13 protein-coding genes are annotated in these 18035 nt (G+C 37.7%); 3 read left to right on the top strand and 10 right to left on the bottom strand.

The annotated features are described in order from the left end of the window. The first annotated feature begins 27 nt into the window (after positions 1-27). The gene (locus tag BMX56_RS01915) at positions 28-1383 is read left to right on the top strand and encodes an eCIS core domain-containing protein (RefSeq protein ID WP_090639724.1); all 1356 of its coding nucleotides are present in this window, start codon (positions 28-30) and stop codon (positions 1381-1383) included. Between the two features lie 42 nt (positions 1384-1425). Next, entirely contained in the window at positions 1426-2775 is a 1350-nt protein-coding gene (locus BMX56_RS01910; RefSeq protein WP_090639720.1) for an ATP-binding protein, read from the top strand. A 225-nt stretch (positions 2776-3000) separates the two neighbouring features. On the opposite strand, the gene BMX56_RS01900 is transcribed toward BMX56_RS01910, so the two are convergent. The 10 genes from BMX56_RS01900 to BMX56_RS01855 form a co-directional block, all read right to left on the bottom strand. Beyond that, positions 3001-4350 carry an exopolysaccharide biosynthesis polyprenyl glycosylphosphotransferase gene (locus BMX56_RS01900; protein ID WP_090639712.1) on the bottom strand — a complete coding sequence of 450 codons (1350 nt, stop codon included), beginning with the start codon at positions 4348-4350 and terminating at the stop codon, positions 3001-3003. Between the two features lie 157 nt (positions 4351-4507). Next, a complete protein-coding gene (locus tag BMX56_RS01895) occupies positions 4508-5608 on the bottom strand; it encodes a glycosyltransferase family 4 protein (RefSeq protein ID WP_090639709.1) in 1101 nt (366 codons plus the stop codon). Continuing rightward, positions 5605-6681, bottom strand: a complete 1077-nt coding sequence (locus tag BMX56_RS01890) for a glycosyltransferase family 4 protein (protein ID WP_090639706.1) — start codon at positions 6679-6681, stop codon at positions 5605-5607. Before BMX56_RS01890 ends, BMX56_RS01895 begins: the two co-directional genes overlap by 4 nt. Before the next feature lie 12 nt (positions 6682-6693). Further along, entirely contained in the window at positions 6694-7848 is a 1155-nt protein-coding gene (locus BMX56_RS01885; RefSeq protein WP_090639703.1) for a hypothetical protein, read from the bottom strand. A gap of 21 nt (positions 7849-7869) precedes the next feature. Further along, positions 7870-8892 carry a glycosyltransferase family protein gene (locus BMX56_RS01880; protein ID WP_090639700.1) on the bottom strand — a complete coding sequence of 341 codons (1023 nt, stop codon included), beginning with the start codon at positions 8890-8892 and terminating at the stop codon, positions 7870-7872. Positions 8893-8969: 77 nt separating this feature from the next. Next, positions 8970-9806 carry a glycosyltransferase family 2 protein gene (locus BMX56_RS01875; protein WP_090639696.1) on the bottom strand — a complete coding sequence of 279 codons (837 nt, stop codon included), beginning with the start codon at positions 9804-9806 and terminating at the stop codon, positions 8970-8972. Next, positions 9803-11248, bottom strand: a complete 1446-nt coding sequence (locus BMX56_RS01870; protein ID WP_090639685.1) for a flippase — start codon at positions 11246-11248, stop codon at positions 9803-9805. Before BMX56_RS01870 ends, BMX56_RS01875 begins: the two co-directional genes overlap by 4 nt. A gap of 7 nt (positions 11249-11255) precedes the next feature. Next, positions 11256-12323 (bottom strand): GumC domain-containing protein, encoded by a 1068-nt coding sequence (locus tag BMX56_RS01865; protein WP_090639681.1) that lies wholly within the window; start codon positions 12321-12323, stop codon positions 11256-11258. 30 nt (positions 12324-12353) lie between these two features. Beyond that, positions 12354-14687, bottom strand: a complete 2334-nt coding sequence (locus BMX56_RS01860; RefSeq protein WP_255369748.1) for an SLBB domain-containing protein — start codon at positions 14685-14687, stop codon at positions 12354-12356. Positions 14688-14985: 298 nt separating this feature from the next. Then, the gene (locus tag BMX56_RS01855; protein ID WP_090639669.1) at positions 14986-16650 is read right to left on the bottom strand and encodes a capsule assembly Wzi family protein; all 1665 of its coding nucleotides are present in this window, start codon (positions 16648-16650) and stop codon (positions 14986-14988) included. A 424-nt stretch (positions 16651-17074) separates the two neighbouring features. On the opposite strand from BMX56_RS01855, the gene BMX56_RS01850 reads away from it, so the two are divergent. Continuing rightward, on the top strand, positions 17075-17836 hold the full coding sequence (locus BMX56_RS01850) for a phosphosulfolactate synthase (RefSeq protein ID WP_090641609.1): 762 nt from the start codon (positions 17075-17077) through the stop codon (positions 17834-17836). The last annotated feature ends 199 nt before the right edge of the window (positions 17837-18035 follow it).

The raw sequence follows: 18035 nt of genomic DNA, 5'->3' as shown, positions 1-18035 counted from the left end.
GTATTTTAAGAACCTAAATAAACCGCCATGGCAAACAAAGTAATATACCGTCGCCGTCGCCGCCAGGCTCCCGCGGCGCACGACAGCAAGTTTTTTAAGAAAGATGCCAGCCAGGAGCAATCCTTCTTTGGCGATCCTCAAAAGCAGGCTTTTTTCCAAAATCAGCATGTGCAGCGTAAATGCGACCATTGCGAACAGGAAGATAAAAAAGAAGTTCATCGCGCTGCCGATAAAAAGGAAGAAGAGAAGCCTGTGCACCGCATGGAAGATAAAAAGGAGGATAAGGAAGTGCACCGGGCGACGGATAAGAAAGAGGAAGATAAAACTGTGCACCGGATGGAAGATAAAAAAGAAGATAAAGGTGTGCATCGCAAAGAAGATAAAAAAGAAGACGAAAAAATGGCGCACCGTATGGAGGATAAAAAGGAGGAGAAGGACGTGCACCGTAAAGCTGACGCTGCAAGTTCACCGGCTACCACATCAGCATCTTCTTATATTTCAAACTTAGGCGGTAAGGGCAACGAACTGCCTGCGTCGTCAAAACACTTTTTTCAAACGACAATGGGTGCCGATTTCAGCGACGTCAAGATACACACAGGTACGGAGGCAGAGCAGTCGGCAGCTGCCATAAACGCTAAAGCTTATACTGTGGATAATCATATAGTTTTTGCTGCTAACCAGTTTAATACCGAAACGCACGAAGGCAAAAAACTATTAGCGCATGAACTTACACATGTTATGCAACAATCGGATGGCATAAACCGGAAAGCTACCATACCTTCAACCACATTGCCGGAAGCAGAGCTGGAAGGCGGCATAGGCAATGTTACAGGAAAAGGCACTTCTACATCAAACCAGATTGCTCATGGCGGGGATGTTAAGGTTGAGGGGCTTACCACTGCAAATTATGATCATGGTACTTTTGCCACCACCGATATTACAGCCGAACGGACTAAAGGCTGTAAACCTTGCGGCAAAGCTCCTTGTGTTTCGCTGAAAGGTACACTGGTATCTGAGTTTCATGCCGACCCTAAAGTGAAACTCCCTACAGTTCCGCCAGGGCACACCCCTTGCGAAACAGAAAAGATCCAAACCTTTATTGATACCAAGCTAACCAACCACGAACAGGAGCACGTTAACGCGTTTAATACTTATAATGGTACCGTTAATACGCCATTTACCTTTACAGGTTGCTATACAGAGGCCGAGTTGAAAAAATTTGTGCAGCCCATTCACGATAAAATTGAAAAAGACCGCGAAACTGCAGCCAATTTGCTTAGTAAAAAGCTGGATCCGTTTTTAGAGAAAATAGGCACAGAGGAATGCACCGACAGACCGGCCACCACTACGGCCAAACACGCCGCACCACCGCCGCATCATTAATCAATTTATGTTAATTCTCTTAAAATCGATACCTTTATTTTGATGATCCATCAGCTAAAAAAGATTACGCCGCCGGGCCTTGAAACAGCCATAAAACTATGTCGCGACCTGGTATCAGAACGGGTACAAGCACATTTTAACAACATCCCATTTGATGTAGTAAAATGGTATGATCAGCATGGTTACCAGTTAAGCAATGATCCTTTAGCAATTATCCCTGATATTAATGACCATGAAGCCTGGGTAACTGTAATGATCACACTGATTCCGCATGTGCAGCCCAACTTTTTCGAGTCTGTTATTTTGGAGCACCTCCCCAACGGTGGCGATTTTCCGGAAATTGGCGGGGTAAAAGCCACTAATCACCGCAGCATGTTGCCAACCGGCGAAACCCTGCAGTTCATCCTGGCCGGCACCAATGTTACTCAACGGGTGCGGCTTCAGCAACTATTTAGCCAGGAGCATTTTTTTCATCGCCAGGGTATAATATGGCTGGAAAATGTTAAGGAAGGCGAGCCGATGATGAGCGGCCGCATCATATTAAACCCCGAATGGGTTGACAAGATTTTATTGGGGAAGGAAAGCCCACCCAGGTTCGGTCCCGATTTTCCGGCTAAGAAAATTGAAACCGGAATCCAGTGGGATGATGTTGTGCTTCACCCACGCACCATGAACCAGATAAATGATATTCGGGTTTGGTTATTGCATCACGACAAATTCAATAGCGATGCAAATCTTAAAGTTAAAATAAAACCAGGTTACAGGGTGTTGTTTTATGGGCCGCCAGGTACCGGAAAAACCCTGACCGCCGCACTTTTGGGAAAAGAATATGATAAAGACGTTTACCGGATAGACCTTTCGCAAATTGTAAGCAAATACATAGGCGAAACAGAAAAAAACCTGGAAAACGTATTCAGAAAGGCCGAGACGAAAGACTGGATATTGTTTTTTGATGAGGCCGACGCACTATTTGGCAAGCGTACCAATGTGCAGAGCGCCCACGATAAATATGCCAACCAGGAAGTAAGCTATCTTTTGCAGCGCGTAGAGGATTTTCCGGGATTAATGATCCTGGCATCAAATTTTAAAAACAATTTGGATGACGCGTTTCTGCGCAGGTTTCATAGCGTGGTGCATTTTCCTATGCCAAATGCCACCGAAAGGCAAAACCTTTGGAACAAAACTTTACCTGCCGGGTTAAAATTAGATGCATCAATAAACCTTAAAGAACTGGCCGAGCAATTTGAACTAACCGGCGCATCTATACTCAGTGCGGTTCATTACGCCACGCTGCAGAGTTATGAGCGGGAGGATGGTATTTTATTCCATACAGATTTGATAGACGGCATAAGGAAAGAGTTTTTGAAAGAAGAAAAGTCGATAGATAGTTGATTTAATGGTAAGTTTTACCAATGAAGCGATTTTTAAGTTTTTTGGCGGTAATCATTTTATCATTGGCTGCCATCAAGCCTTAGAATTCCTGAGTTTTGGCCTTGCAAGACACCAGGACAGGCGCTTAGTTTTTGATTCTCGCAAATCGCTCCGTTTGTACGTCCCAACCGGGCGGTTCCAATTTCATGTTCAACCCGAATAAACAACAAGCTAAACAAAAAGCTGTTATTTACCCTTTAACTGCGTCATCACTCTAATCGTTTTTAAGATTACGCCAATTTCACTATTTAAATTTATGTTATTAAGATAAAGTAAATCATAGCGAACCCGGTTGCACATTTGGTCAACATTTTCAGCATAACCATAATTCACCTGTCCCATTGAGGTCAAACCCGGTTTTAAGCGTAATAGCTTTTTATAATTAGGAGATCTTTCTATGAGCTGCTCTATAAAAAACTGGCGTTCGGGCCTTGGCCCTACAATGGACATATCGCCTTTTAGTACGTTCCAAAACTGAGGTAATTCATCTAATCGGGACTTTCTTATTACACGCCCCCATTTAGTAATCCGCGGATCGTGATCACTTGATAGTTGAGGCCCCAATAATTCGGAGTTAACATACATGCTCCGAAACTTGTAAATTTTAAATGGCTTATTATTTCTTCCAATTCTTTCCTGAGCGTAAAACACCGGTCCTTTTGACGTCAACTTCGTTATTATCATTAACAATATAAATACCGGGAGTCCCGGTATCATCACAAACAATGAAAATAGAATGTCAAAACAGCGTTTAAAAACAACTATTTTAAGGCTAAGTTCAACAGAATTGGACAACTGAATTACCGGAAAACTTTTGTAATTAATAATAGTTGCACTACTGTTTTCAAGTACTAAATCAGAAACAAACTTAATTTTAATAGCATTCTGGTCGCCAAAATCAACAATGCTTTTAAGCAAACTTTGGTCAAGCGCCCTGTAACATATAAACACCTCTTTTACCTCTGTTTTTATAATTTTATCGAATAACATTTGCCTCGTCATTTTACTAAGCGATTCTTCTGTTATATTACCGACGAAATTATAGCCATATTCCGGCTGCTTCTCAAAAGAGCTTTTTACCCTGCGCGCGATATCTTCATTTCCGATTATAAGGATGTGCTTGATATTAAATCCTTTTTTGCGGATATAATCTAATCCCGCAAAAATCAATGATCGTTCAACAACTATTAAGATAAAAAACAGCAGGTAAGTAAAAAGCATTTCCCAACGGCTTACTTCATAAAACTTGAAAAAGTATACCACGCCAAGTACAGCTACCGAATGGTAAATAAGGGACGACAAAATTCTGTTAATGCTATTACTAAGTACCAACGGCCGTTGGATCACGTAATTTTTAGTTAAAGAAGCAATAGAAATCCAAGCCATATTAACCAAAAGTAAAAAAACAGACGAAGTTATCTCATTGGAAAAGTAGTTAAATACCAATAAATGAGCGAATTGTATGCTAATATTTAATATTATTAAATCACTGATAAATGTGATTATGGGTAGGAGTTTTGAGTAACGTATATTCATAAGGGTTAAGGATAAGGATGCGCAAATGTAATACTTTTTCACTTATAATGCACTAATTATGCAAAAATGACAACAACTACTACAAATACGGCTACTAACTCATAAACGCTACAACACAACATTAATTATTTATTATTTTGAAAAAAAGTGCAACACGCTAAGTCTTCTTGCTAATGATATAGTCCAGAATCTCCTTTTTAAACCTTTCAGTCGAAAACCCGGCCGCATGCGTAACAATTTCGTTGTAATTAAACGATGATTTATTAACATCAAACCATTCAACCGCTTGTTTGATTGAATCAACTGATTGGTCGTCGAAAAATATTCCGGTTTTATTTTCGATGACACTTTCTAAAGCCCCTCCTTTTTTATAGGCGATAACCGGCGTGCCGCAAGCCTGTGCCTCTACCGGTAAAATGCCGAAATCCTCTTCGGCTGCAAAAACAAAAGCCTTTGCCTCTGCCAGGTACCTTTTTAACTCATGAAATGGTTGATGCCCCAATAATATAGTATTTGACTTTGCTAATTTGCTCACTTTTTTAAAATCAGGCCCATCTCCAATAACAAAGAGTTTTTTATCCGGCATTTGGGCAAAAGCCTGAACAATCAGGTCAATTTTTTTATAGGGCACAAACCTCGAACAGGTGACGTAATAATCACTCTTTTTATAAACAGGCAAGAAATCTTCCGTTGCAACGTTAGGATGAATAACTGTACTTTCGCGGCCGTAAATCTTCTTGATACGCTTAGCGATATAGTTTGAATTGGCTATAAAATGATCAACACGGTTGGTACTAATAATATCCCAGGCCCGGATACGATGAAGCAGGTATTTTGCGATAAATCCCTTTACACCTTTATTCAATCCAGATTCTTTTAAATACTGATGGTGCAAGTCCCAGGCATATCTTATCGGAGAGTGGCAATAACAAATATGCAACTGGTTTGAATTTGTTAACGCCCCCTTGGCCACGGCATGAGAAGATGAAATGATCATGTCATAACCTGATAAATCAAATTGTTCAACCGCAAGGGGGAACAGTGGTAGGTATGACCTGTATTTTGTTTTCGCGAAAGGCAGCTTCTGAATAAATGATGTTGTTATCTTATGATTGCTAAGATTCAACGCCTTAATAGTTTCATCCCGCGCAACCAAGGTAAAAATATCTGCATTCGGATAAAGTGAGGCTATTTCTTTAAAAACATTTTCTGAGCCGCCAATAACGGTAAGCCATTCATGTACTAATGCTACTTTCAAGTTTTAATAATTAAAGTTTCTACTGTTTTGGCAATTTGCTTAGCCGACACTTTCCAACTAAATCTGTTACTGTTTTGCTTACCTTTTTTAATGAGACTATTACGCAAATCCCCGTCGTTAAGTAATAAGTCTATCCTTTTCGATATATCGTTTGTATCAAGAGGATCTAAGTATAAACTGGCATCACCGCAAACTTCCCGCAAGCTGGGAATATCAGAAACAAGGGTAGGGCAGCCATATTGCATAGCCTCGATAGGAGGAAGCCCAAAGCCTTCATATAGGCTTGGATAAACAAACATTTGCGCTTGCATATATAAACCCGCTAACTGAGCGTCATCAACACGCCCCGTAAATATGACGTTTCCATTGGTTCTAAGCATTTCGTTACCCTGGTTATTAAAAATTGAATTAACATCGCCAACAATAATAAGTTTGAGATCTTTGTTTGTTGTTAATTTGAAAGCTTCTATAAGATTCAGGATATTTTTTCTTTTATCTATCGATCCAACCGTTAAAATATATCTGCCATGGCCGGTTCCGGTGTATTTTGGCGCCGACAAGCCTGATACGCCATTATATATTACTTTTATTTTTTGAGGGTTAATCCCAATGTACTTCACAATTTCCGACTTAGAGAAATCACTGACTGTGAAAATAATTTGGGCTTTTCTTGCGATTCGCGGGATTAGAAATTTATAGAAGCGTACGAAATTTTTGCTAAACCAATCGGGATTAACTAAAAAAGCGACATCATGCAATGTTATGGCTTGATTGCTATAAAAAAGCGGAGCAACGTTACACAAGTTAATCAAAAATGGGTTGCCTTTTTTTTTTAAATATATAGGCAGATCAATTTGCTCCCAGGCAACACCACTACGCTTACCTATTATGGCTACGTCAAGTTCGGCCGCTAACTGATGGTGAATTATATTTGCCGGGGCAATAAATTTAGCCGACGGCATCAGTACCTTCAATTGCCGGGCAATTTCGATTGCAAAACGTTGTACCCCGGTAAGTTTTTGCGTAAGGAAGCGAGCGTTGATGACAAATAAGATGGAAGGATGATTTTTCAATATATAATGAGGCTATGTAGTTTGGATAGCAAAATGCTCCTTATAATTATAACTGATAAAAAAAGTAAAAAACCAGGATATAACAACAAAACCATCCGATGTTAGAGGATTTACATTGGTTGTTAGTATAATAATTAGAGCTATGCCTATTCCTTTTAAATTTAAAAAATCCATAAAGATTAAAAATGTAATAAATGTTTGGATACCATAGCCCAAATATAGAGCCGGCAGTCCACAAAAATCACGTATGTCCGCAGCTCTAAATTCAAGGGTCATTGCTTCAAGTCCTTTTCGGGATTGTTGCATAAGGTCATAAATATCTATTCCAGTTATAAAATCCGCCAGCGAGGCGTAAGGAGTTAGGGCATATCCCGAAAATCTATGTGTAAGCGAAATATTTAATTTGTCTTGAAAAAAATCGGAAGTGAGCAATAAGTGATTAAAAAATAAAATCAACAAAATTGAATATAGTATAGCTACAACATAAACATTAAGGACATTAATGTACTTTTTAAACAATAATACAATTGGTATAATCAATAAAATTAATGAAGTTTTTGACAAAGATATAATAAGACCGATGATGACAAAGGTCATATAAAAGGTTTTCCACCCTCCTTTTATTTTAGGATCGTTAATGATAATAAAAAACACAGCGCCTAACAAAGAGGCGAAAAATCCTCCCTCGCGCGAAAGCCCACTAACTCTTGGCAAAATAGATATTGCGTAAAAATTTGTAAATGTTGGCCCTGCAAACTTACCGAGCAGCATTGTCGATATATTGGTTGGTCCTATCAGGTAAGCGGTAGCCGGGTCAATAAATATTAACACAAATTGTAGTATGGCTATCATTACATTAACAAAGCACCAGCGGTAAAGGTAAAAATAATCAGACTCGTAACAGTAAAACATGTAAGTTACAGACAGCAGCAGCATCTGTATTTTCAAAAACAATGCAAGATTTAAGCAGGAAATACCCATTAAAAAAGACAGAATTGCAACTATCAATATTTTATCTTTGCTGAATTTATTCAATCCCCATAAAATAAAGGACACATCAAAAAAAATCACAATTGACGACAAATAAATAGTAACCCCACCTACAAACGGAGACAATATTGGCGCTGTCAAAAACAAGAAAAACAAATTGGGAATTATCTTCTTCATGGAACTTATTCCTTTTTTTGATTAAAAGAAGTTAATATTTCTATTAAAAAATATTTTAAATACCGCAATTGAAGTCTTTTTCACTAATGAAAATTTACCACGAAAAAGCCGTTTTAAAAGAGCAAAAACCACACTACAGCTAACCAAAACAATGTGTCGGCCATACCATTTTTTTGTAAACCGGATACGGTTTATCATAGAATAGTAATCAGCTACAGACATATTATTGTTGTTGCTTTTAATAATGGATGCACCTTCTTTATGGTATATTATCGCATTATGCTGTAATGCAAAGTTGTATCCAAACTGTTTACCAACAAGTCCCCAATCCAACTCTTCAAAGTATAAAAAATAACTTTCGTTCATTAAGCCGGCGATATCAATAAAAGCTTTAGGTATGAACATTGACGCGCCAATAACATAATTATTGTCGCCAAACGCAAAATCATCATATTGCCCATGATCAATTTCTCCCTCACCAATATGATAAGTACTGCCAATCCATCTATTATACCGACCAGCAACTGCCTGTATTTTCTGCGGGCTATAATAAGATCTTAATTTACTACCCAAAATAAACTTTCGTGGATTAGTATCAAAAAAAGCTGCAAGGTTTCCCATACAATTATGTTCAATAACAGTGTCGTTATTAAGCACCCATATAAAACTGTGTTCATCTGCAATTTTTTTTATGTATTTTAACGCTATGTTATTTGCGGCGGCAAAACCGTTATTAGTAGCCCTTATTAACATTAGAGACTCAGTATACGCAACATTGGTATTTAAAACATCATACTCAGAGATACTGACATAAGATGTGGGCCGGTCAATAAGTGGGTAGACAATGTTTGGATAGCTTGTGTTTATTTCCTTATAATTATTTTCAAGCCATTCTTTAATTTGATGGCTTGATTGTTCATCTGGCGAATTATCAACTAACAATACCTGATAGTTATTGTAATAACTCTTATAAACACTCTCCAAGCATTCTATGGTGTCTTCATACCGTTTATAATTAACCAGGATGATATATACTTTATTCATTTGTCAATTTCCTAAAACAGGGAGCCTGCCTGTTAACCACATTCATATTGTAACCGTCAAATTCAAGGTGCCTAACCTCAAGATCCGTATATACCGTACTTAGATTTGATAAAATCGCGAATGCCCTCAAGAAAGTACTTAAAATATTTTCTTTTATCGGGATAGCACACTATAATTTTAATTAAACATTTTAACAAATAATAACAACGCATGAACGCAAATTTAAAATCAGAAAAAAAATATTTTTTAACAATGTAAAAGCCGTTTCGGGCTATGTAATAATACCTTAGGGGCGGGTGTAAAGCTTTTATTGGGCGTTTATTACTTTTGATATACTCTTCTCCAACTGAATGAACGATGAATATTTTTTTACTGGTTAAAATCTTATAGTTATGAGTTCTTAGTTTAAGGCAAAAATCATGGTCTACCTCATCAATAAATAATTTTTCTTCAAACTTCCCGCAAACCCTCCAAGCATTTAAATTCAATAAATTCCCTGACGTAATCACAAAATGTATGTCATTAAAATTTTCTGAATAAGGCAATATCCACCTATCATAATTATTAGTATATGATGCAGCATAAATACCGATACTCTCATCTTTTTTTTCATTCATAAGTGCGAAAAAATCGTGGTTTATAAACCTGGAATCCTGATCCATTGTTAAAAGCCATTTATAATTTTTTCTTTCAGCTTCTATCGCCCCTGTGTTAAGGGCATGGGCTATTCCCTGGTTACCCTTGTTATTAATGTAAGTTATATTTTGGTATTTTTTTAATTTTTCCTGTAACGCACTTGTATTATGCGTTGAATTGTCGACCACAAAAAGCTCGTCGAGTTGACTTCGATATGACAAAATATTCTCGATTAACTTATCATCAGGGTTGTATAGAACCACACATCCAGCGATCATTGAGTGATTTTTAAACGTTTAATTAAAAATTGATATATATTTAACGAAATTTGATTTTTAAAAATATAAAACTGCATCAACGCATAAGTAATAGCACATAATATTACGGAGACTATCACGATAATTAAATTCTGCTGGATTAATCTTTCTGTGAGATAAATAATAGGAATAAATAATATTGATGATATTATTGCTTTTATTATCAAATGATATTCAATTTTAAATTGAAACGACTTTCTTACAAAATATATATAACTCAATGTAACAAATACTTCAGATATTACATTTGCGTAGGCAGCGCCCACCTCTTTTAAATATGGGATAAGCAAAAAATTCAACGACAAACTTACCGCCATGCCTATTGATACTGATTTAAGCATTTCTTTGTCTTTACTGGCCGGAATCAAAATCTGAATACCAAAAAAGAAACCTAAGCCGATTACAAAAGGTAAAATGGAAAGAACTTGCATTACTGGTATTGCCGATGTGAACTCTGCCCCTGAAAACAAAATCACAGTTTCCTTTGACAAAAAAAACAAACCAAATGCAATGGGCACCGAAATGAAAATGATAAAATCGAAGGACTTTCCGAGTATTTTATAAAAACTATTAAAATCCTTATTGTTAACACTAAACGATATCTTGGGTATTACAACTGCGCCAAGTGAAGTTACAAATGGGATTGTAACCTTAGCCAGTTTAACCCCTGCCGAATAATACCCTACCGAACGGTCGTTTGATAAAAAACCGAGCATAACCACATCTAATAATGTATACATGCTTGATGCCAGAGTAGTGCTGAATATAAATATTAATGGCTTAAAATGTCTTTTAAAATTTAAGTCTCTTAATACGATTTTCACCCTGCTCCATACGAGCAGAATACTTATTATGTTGTTACCTATTAAAGCAAAAATACTTATAAGTAAATAAACATAAACGTCATGGGCTGTTTTTACAAAGGCATATAATAGAATGATTGCTACTATTTTAACGAATACAGACCGGAGGGCTATCAATTTAAATTCTTCTACACCGGCATAAAACCAATCTATAGAGCAAAAACCCAATAATACAATCCCCCCGGCTGCATAATAAGCGTTAATATCAGGCTTAAACATACCAATTGAGGATACTATGATAATATAAATAATGCTGGATAATGCACTTGTTAGCACATAAATAATTACCAACTCAGAAAACGTTTTGCTTAAATTTTCTTTATCGTTTTGTGTTTTCGCTATCTCTCTTATGCCATAAACGGGGATACCCAATGCTGCTACCAAAGCGAAGTATTGGGCAAAAGAGATTATAAATTGTATTTTTCCTATACCCACCGGACCAAGCATCCGTGCCGCATAGGGGAAAGTTAAAATGGGGAAAATTAAATTTACAATCGTAAATATAAGATTATAAATATAATTGTGTTTAGTAGAATTCACGGGAGGTTTAACTTAATGACTTGATAAGAGTTCTCTTTATCAGAAAAAAAAACGCAGCCGCAGTAAAAAACAAAAAAAAGCCTGCAATTGTAGAGAATATTTTATTAATATTTTTTTTACTTAAAGGCAAAACAGGCCTATCAATGACTTGTATAAGCGGCATTTCATTTCTCAACGAAATTTTCGACACTTCAAGATTCTTTACAATCTCGCTGTACACCGCGCTACTTGATTGTACATCAACCTGTCTTTTCTGCGATGGAACATGCAAGCTTAATAAACCAGGATTAGCATTCGGCGTGGCATCAGTGGCAGACGCCACACCACTTAATGCAGAATTTAAAACCTTCTTAACACTATCGGCCTGTTTTTGTAATATATCGAGGTTTTGAGTTGTTTTTTTTGTTTTTGTTTGTACATAAAAATCGTTCACCGTCTCTACAAGTACATTGGTAAATGCTTGTGCAAACAATTCGTCATTTGATGTAAATTCAACTTCAATAATGCTCAAATCTTTCTCAAGCTTATTTACCATTAAATTTTTCTGATTGAAAATATAAACCAGGTTAGTAATAATGCTATCCTGCTTTCGGCTAAACTTGTTAGGATCGCCGTTAAAATCAATGTAATTAATATGATCTTTCTCTTTCCAATGCTGTCTTAATTTATTAACATCTATATACCTCTCTATAAGCAATTGTTTTTTGTTATTTATAATAACGTTCCTAAGTAATGCTTTTTCAATCATTAGCCTCGTTTTATATAACGCCAATATATTGGTAGGGTCAAATAGGCCCCCATTGTTATTATCTAAATTAATACCAGCCAAAGAGGCAAGGGCAGAATATTGGCTTCCAATCCCACCTTTACTGGCATCTTCTAAAACAAATGTTAATTGTGCTGTATATATTGTTTTCTTGGTAAAGGCAAACGCATATCCTGCAATTGCCCCTATAACAGCTATAATTGTAAGGATAAGTAATTTAGTCTTCAGATACCTCAGTGCGGCCTTAACTTTAAAAGTAATATCCTTTAAGGTTAGTTCGTTAGTCTCACTCGTATTCTTTTTCTCCATCTTGGAATGCTCAGTATTTTTTTAAATTACCTATTTATTTAAACTCAAAATCCCCAAAATTATGGCTCCTAACGAAGCCAGCCCCGTAGTAAACCCTAAAATATTCTGAGCTGTATTCCCTTTGCTCTCTGATTTTTTCGGCACATAAATTTCGCTCCCAGGTTTAACAGATGGATGATTATTAAAAAACAAAAATTTCCTGGTGCCTTTTACCGTGCCGTTCGGATACACAACATATGCCCCTCTTCTTAATGCATCAGGACCGTAGCCTCCGGCGTTAGATACAAAATCATTAAATGATTTTGAGCTATCATATACTACCGCGCTTGGATAAAGTACCTGGCCATTAACACGAACAATTTGCTGTTGCTTAGGTACCCTTATAATGTCGCCATCTTCCAGTAATAAATCACTTTTCGAACCTGGTGTTTTTAAAACCGCCCCAAGGTCAATCCCTACATAGTTGTTGCGCTGTTGCGTATCGGCATTGGTTGTAGAATCTTTGTAGGCTCTTTTAAGCCTGTTGGCCTGCGCCATCCTTTCCAGGGTAAAAGCCGCGGTATCTGCTTTATTCTTATCAATGCCCAATATGGCAATGTTTTCTCTTTTTAATGATCCGCCTTCAACATCGGCAGATGCGGTAAGCCCCCCCGCTCGTGCTATCAAATCTGATATTTTTTCGTTTTTAGTTTTAATAGTGTATGATCCCGGGTACAATACTTCACCTTCAACTTTAACTGTTTTTTGTTTTTCGTACCCTGGCAAACTATATATTGATACAATATCAAATGGTGTTAACACAAAATTGGCTTCATTGGGTTTTAATGGGCCATCAATATTCACGCTAAAAACCTGGGCTACAGAACTGCTTTTAGATGATGGATCGGCATTAGATACCCTCCTGGCCACTTCAATCCGTTTTGTGCTGGCCCCCTCGGCAAAGCCACCGGCTTTTAAAATCAGGTCCTCTACTTTCATATTTTCCGAAAAGGCAAATTTCCCAGGCTTCCTTACGCTACCATTAATAGTAACTACGTATTTATCACGTAAATCAAAAATTGATGATATGTTAATAATGTCTTCGCGTTGTAACGGAATATTTACCGTTTTATTCATCACATCTTTTACACTAAAACCTATCATTTCGGTACTATTATCGGGCTTCAGGCGCGTAATGGTTCCCCTTTCTGTAAAAGCATCTTCTTTTAAACCGGCTGCTTTCTCAATCAACTGATATAAAGTTAACCCGTTTTGTAACTCGTAATCGCCAGGCTTAAAAACCGCTCCGTTAATAACCACCCTGTTTTCAAATCTGTTAATAATTGATTCAATAGTGTATTTATCGCCCCTTAAGGGTACATAATTTTTATAATCGGCCTCTAAAACATCCGTAATCTTTCTTTGCTGGTCGCTTATTTGCGATACTTTTATGCGGGCAGTATAGGCGCTATCGGTAAAGCCGCCGGCGTAGTTTATAATGTCGTCAAGACTTTCGCCTGGTAAAACCTCAAACAGTGCCGGAATTTTTACCTGCCCGGCAAGATCAACCCTTGTACGGTATGTAGGCACCCGCACAATATCCTGATCCTGTAATCCTATGTTATTTTTTTGATCGCCTTTGACCAAAAAATCATAAACATCAAGATGCCTGATGATCCGGTTATTTCTGATTATTTCTATCTGCCTTAAACTTCCGTTATCTGTTGGGCCGCCCGCCATATAAAGCGCGTTGAAAACCGTAGCAAGCGACGGTAAAGTATAGGTACCAGGCTTAGAAACCTGCCCAATAATAATCACCTTTATACTTCGGATATTTCCTAATGTTACCTGAACGCTTGTGCCGCGCCCAACAGCGTAATTGTTAGCTGCAAGCCTGCTCTTTATGGCTACTGAAGCCTGCTCAATGGTTTTACCACCAACATTTAAAATGCCCACGCCAGGTATATTGATATTGCCCTCCGGAGATACTTCAAGTTTCCAATTTACTAATGAGTTGCCGTAAACATTGATATTAAGCTGGTCATTAGGCCCAACAATATAATTTAAAGGAGTAGCAAGTTTAAGGTTGGGCTCAAATGAGCTGTTCTTGTTTTTAAAAATATCTGCACCAAAAATTTTAGGCTTAAGACTTTCAAATATGTCCTTTTGTGTTGATAACGAATCATTGCTATCTGGCTTGTAATTAAGTTGACGGCCTTGTGTGTTGGTACTGTCAGCTGCATTTGTTGACGATACACCTGATTTGCTGCGAATGTTTTTTATTCTCGACTGTAATTTTTGGGCCTGACTGGCCGACATGCCCCTGCTTTGGGCCTGCTGTATTAAATCAGCATCGCTTAACCCGGCATTTTGTGCCTGCTGCAACAGTTGGATTAACTGCTGATCAGAAACATCATCAATGTTTATTGAAGATATATTTTGGAGATTGGCTTGAGCAGAAACGAATTTAATTGAACAACAAAGAATAGTGAAAGCAATCAAAAATATACGAAAGTGAAATTTATTCATAAGTAACCATTAATGGCATTTAAAACGATATTGGGATAGGCGATATTATTTTTTTGCAAAAGTAATTTAAATTGGGATTATTAAGAACAATGATATTTTTTAATTAAAAGTCAAGTTCATTTTTAAAAACGATAAGTAACCGCGATTGTATCAATTAGTTAAAGTAATAGATAACATTAAGCCGCGCGTGTAAATTGAAGCTTTCGCCGTTTTTGTATTCGTAATTAAGGGTATAAACAGGCGTAATTTCTGCCGAAAGCAGATATTTTTTCAGTTTTACATTGCTGTAAAAGGTGCTTGAAATATCTACCCAATGCAAATTAAAAGTACCTGTACCCGCGTAAGCGTTATAATACAAATCATTATTGTGCAATTGCCTTTCAAGTGTAACCCCAACGGAATTTAGGTTTTTTATATAGCTAACATCAAGCATAAAGCTGTTGCTGCCCGGCCCAATGCCAGCGCCAATATACCTGCCGCTGTTTGTATACCCATCCCTTGGGCTTTGAAGGTGTTCATACCAGGTAGGTTCATCCCTTAATAAATAAGTTGGCGACCTCTGTAACGATGTCATTTCGGCTTTTATTTGTAAATAACTGCCGTTGTTTAACCCAAATAGCTTTCTGCCACCAAGCGTGTAGGCTGCGGAATGACTTGGCTCCTGAATAAAATCATTAAGTCCGGCGCTTCTGTCGTTCCGGGCCCATTCAAAATAAATTTCGGCCTGGTATAGGGGCAAAAGTTGCCTTATATTAAATGCGTATGCAAAATCCTGCCCGTCTCCTCTTGTCGCGTTTGTAATATCATTTGCTTTTGCCGACGACCCTGTAATTACCGGAAATATCTGTCGTACTAAACTCTTTTTGTTATAAACAGAATCTTTATCAAGGTAATCATAACTGGTAACTCCCAAATATAACCCCTTTAGCCATTTAGGTTGCCAATTAATAGTATAAGCAGAAAGGTACCGGGTAACTTTAGGCTTGGGATTATATAAATTGCCGCCATAAACCAGTTTGGTTACATCGTCCGGCGCAAAGCCCGATTGTTTTAAGTTTCCACCTATTATTTGCCATTCAAACGAGCCAATTATTGTTTTAACCGGTTTTACCGAATTAAATGTCCAGTGTAAAAAGCCCGGGGCAGAGTTGCTCATCATGATGGAGTTTTTTATGCCCGGCCCCCACCATATGTTTTCTGTTGAAACCCCGGCTTCGACACTTTTATAATTAAGTGTTATTTTTGATTGCCCTGGATACAAATGTTTTATTGAATTATTTCCAAATCTTTCGGGCGCATCAATGCCATTTATTGTACCAAAATATGCATTCATAAGCGCCGGCGAATTATTGATTGCCTGTACATCGGCAAAGGTTGAAAACGCTTTGTTTTGCGCGTAAACCAGTTCGGGCTTTACCTGCACTGTTAAAATGCCTGCATTTAACAAAAAGCCCCCGCTAAGCATGCTTTGATAACCTTTATTTGGATACATCGAACCATTGTTATAACCGTACGGACGATTTACATTATATTCATTTAGCCAGTTTATTGGAAGCAACCGTATACCAGATGGCATACCCATAACATTAAATTTAGAGTACATTCTGCTTGCTATCAAGTTTCTTAGCAATGTGTCGGCTATGTTTTCAAATTGATTTTCTAATGGCCGGATGGTAAACGAGGCCGAATAACCGCTTTGCCCGGAAACCTGGTTTCTCCTTGCAATATCTTCGGCATAGGCTCCCGTGGCAATACTTTGTGATAAAGCACTAACAGGGATTAACAATATAGAGAAAATTAATGGGAAAAACTTTTGCATAACATAAGATTTAGGTAATTTATATTAAGTTATTACTCGTGCGCTATAAATAACAAGCCACCATAAGCCCACGAATAATATTTATTTATTTTAACGCCAATTCAATTGCTAAAAGTACATCTTTTCGCAAAAAAATTTAATGATTTAATACAGACAGAATGTTTTTTATGCATTTTTAATAAATATTTTACAATAAACGAATATTAGGGAAATATTTCGCCGAACGTTCGGGCAAAATTAAGCAGATCGACGGCAGCCGGGTTTGGCGGCCTTATTCACCACCGCCGAAAGCGGGCAGTGCAAAAACTATATTTCTGCCCATCTATTTTTAATTTAACATTTCCTTCATTTTTCCTATGAGTTTTTTTTACGACCTTTGTCGCCGTTAGTACTTTTAGTTATAGGCTATAACCAACATGTTAATATGAATTATACCATCAATAATTTACCCGAACGTACAGCTAAACCCCGAGATAAAGGCATTACCATGGTAATGGACAAGGGTTTAAGTTTAAGGCAGGTTGAAGATTTTATTGAGGTTGGCGGCACACATACCGATATTGTAAAACTGGGTTGGGCAACATCATATGTTACCCCCAACCTGGATGAAAAGATAAAGCTATATAAACAAGCCGGTATCCCGGTATACTTTGGTGGCACCTTGTTTGAGGCCTTTATTGTACGTAACCAGTTTGATGATTACTGCCGCCTGCTGGATAAATACCAGCTGGAGCACTGCGAGGTATCAGACGGATCAATTACCATCGAGCACGATATTAAATGCGAATACATCAGCAAGCTGGCCAAACAGGTTACAGTAATATCCGAAGTAGGCTCAAAGGATGTGCAAAAGATTTTTGCTCCTTATAAATGGATTAAGCTCATGAATGCCGAAATTGAAGCCGGTTCATGGAAGGTTATCGCCGAAGCCCGCGAAAGCGGTAACGTAGGTATCTACCGCGATTCGGGCGAAGTAAGGCAGGGCCTGGTTGATGAGATACTTACCCAGATACCAGAAGGCACCATTATTTGGGAAGCCCCGCAAAAAGCTCAGCAGGTTTGGTTTATTAAGCTGATTGGTGCCAACGTAAGCCTGGGCAACATAGCCCCTGCCGATATTATCCCCCTGGAAACGTTACGCCTGGGCATCCGAAGCGATACTTTCGATCATTTTTTGAGTTTATAATTAAAGAGGATAGAATTAAGATAAAAACTCATTGAGTTGCAGCTGTCTTTATTCTGTTCTCTTGATTTTTTTTCGCGGTCTGTGTGCTCCCAGGCGGCCATTTCAAAGATGGTAATTGTGACTAAAACTCCGCGTTTCCTTATATTGCCCTATTGTTATTTTGGATATGGCAGTTCTCATTTCTGTGTATATCTTTAGG

This window comes from Mucilaginibacter sp. OK283 (genome assembly GCF_900110415.1).
Lineage (GTDB): Bacteria > Bacteroidota > Bacteroidia > Sphingobacteriales > Sphingobacteriaceae > Mucilaginibacter.
This window is presented reverse-complemented; position numbering and strand designations above follow the sequence as displayed.

Bases quoted from the DNA above. Each gene is read 5' to 3' on its own strand.
- BMX56_RS01915 (WP_090639724.1), top strand. From the start codon at position 28: ATGGCAAACAAAGTAATATACCGTCGCCGTCGCCGCCAGGCTCCCGCG.
- BMX56_RS01910 (WP_090639720.1), top strand. From the start codon at position 1,426: ATGATCCATCAGCTAAAAAAGATTACGCCGCCGGGCCTTGAAACAGCC.
- BMX56_RS01900 (WP_090639712.1), bottom strand. From the start codon at position 4,350: ATGAATATACGTTACTCAAAACTCCTACCCATAATCACATTTATCAGT.
- BMX56_RS01885 (WP_090639703.1), bottom strand. From the start codon at position 7,848: ATGAAGAAGATAATTCCCAATTTGTTTTTCTTGTTTTTGACAGCGCCA.
- BMX56_RS01880 (WP_090639700.1), bottom strand. From the start codon at position 8,892: ATGAATAAAGTATATATCATCCTGGTTAATTATAAACGGTATGAAGAC.
- BMX56_RS01875 (WP_090639696.1), bottom strand. From the start codon at position 9,806: ATGATCGCTGGATGTGTGGTTCTATACAACCCTGATGATAAGTTAATC.
- BMX56_RS01865 (WP_090639681.1), bottom strand. From the start codon at position 12,323: ATGGAGAAAAAGAATACGAGTGAGACTAACGAACTAACCTTAAAGGAT.
- BMX56_RS01855 (WP_090639669.1), bottom strand. From the start codon at position 16,650: ATGCAAAAGTTTTTCCCATTAATTTTCTCTATATTGTTAATCCCTGTT.
- BMX56_RS01850 (WP_090641609.1), top strand. From the start codon at position 17,075: ATGAATTATACCATCAATAATTTACCCGAACGTACAGCTAAACCCCGA.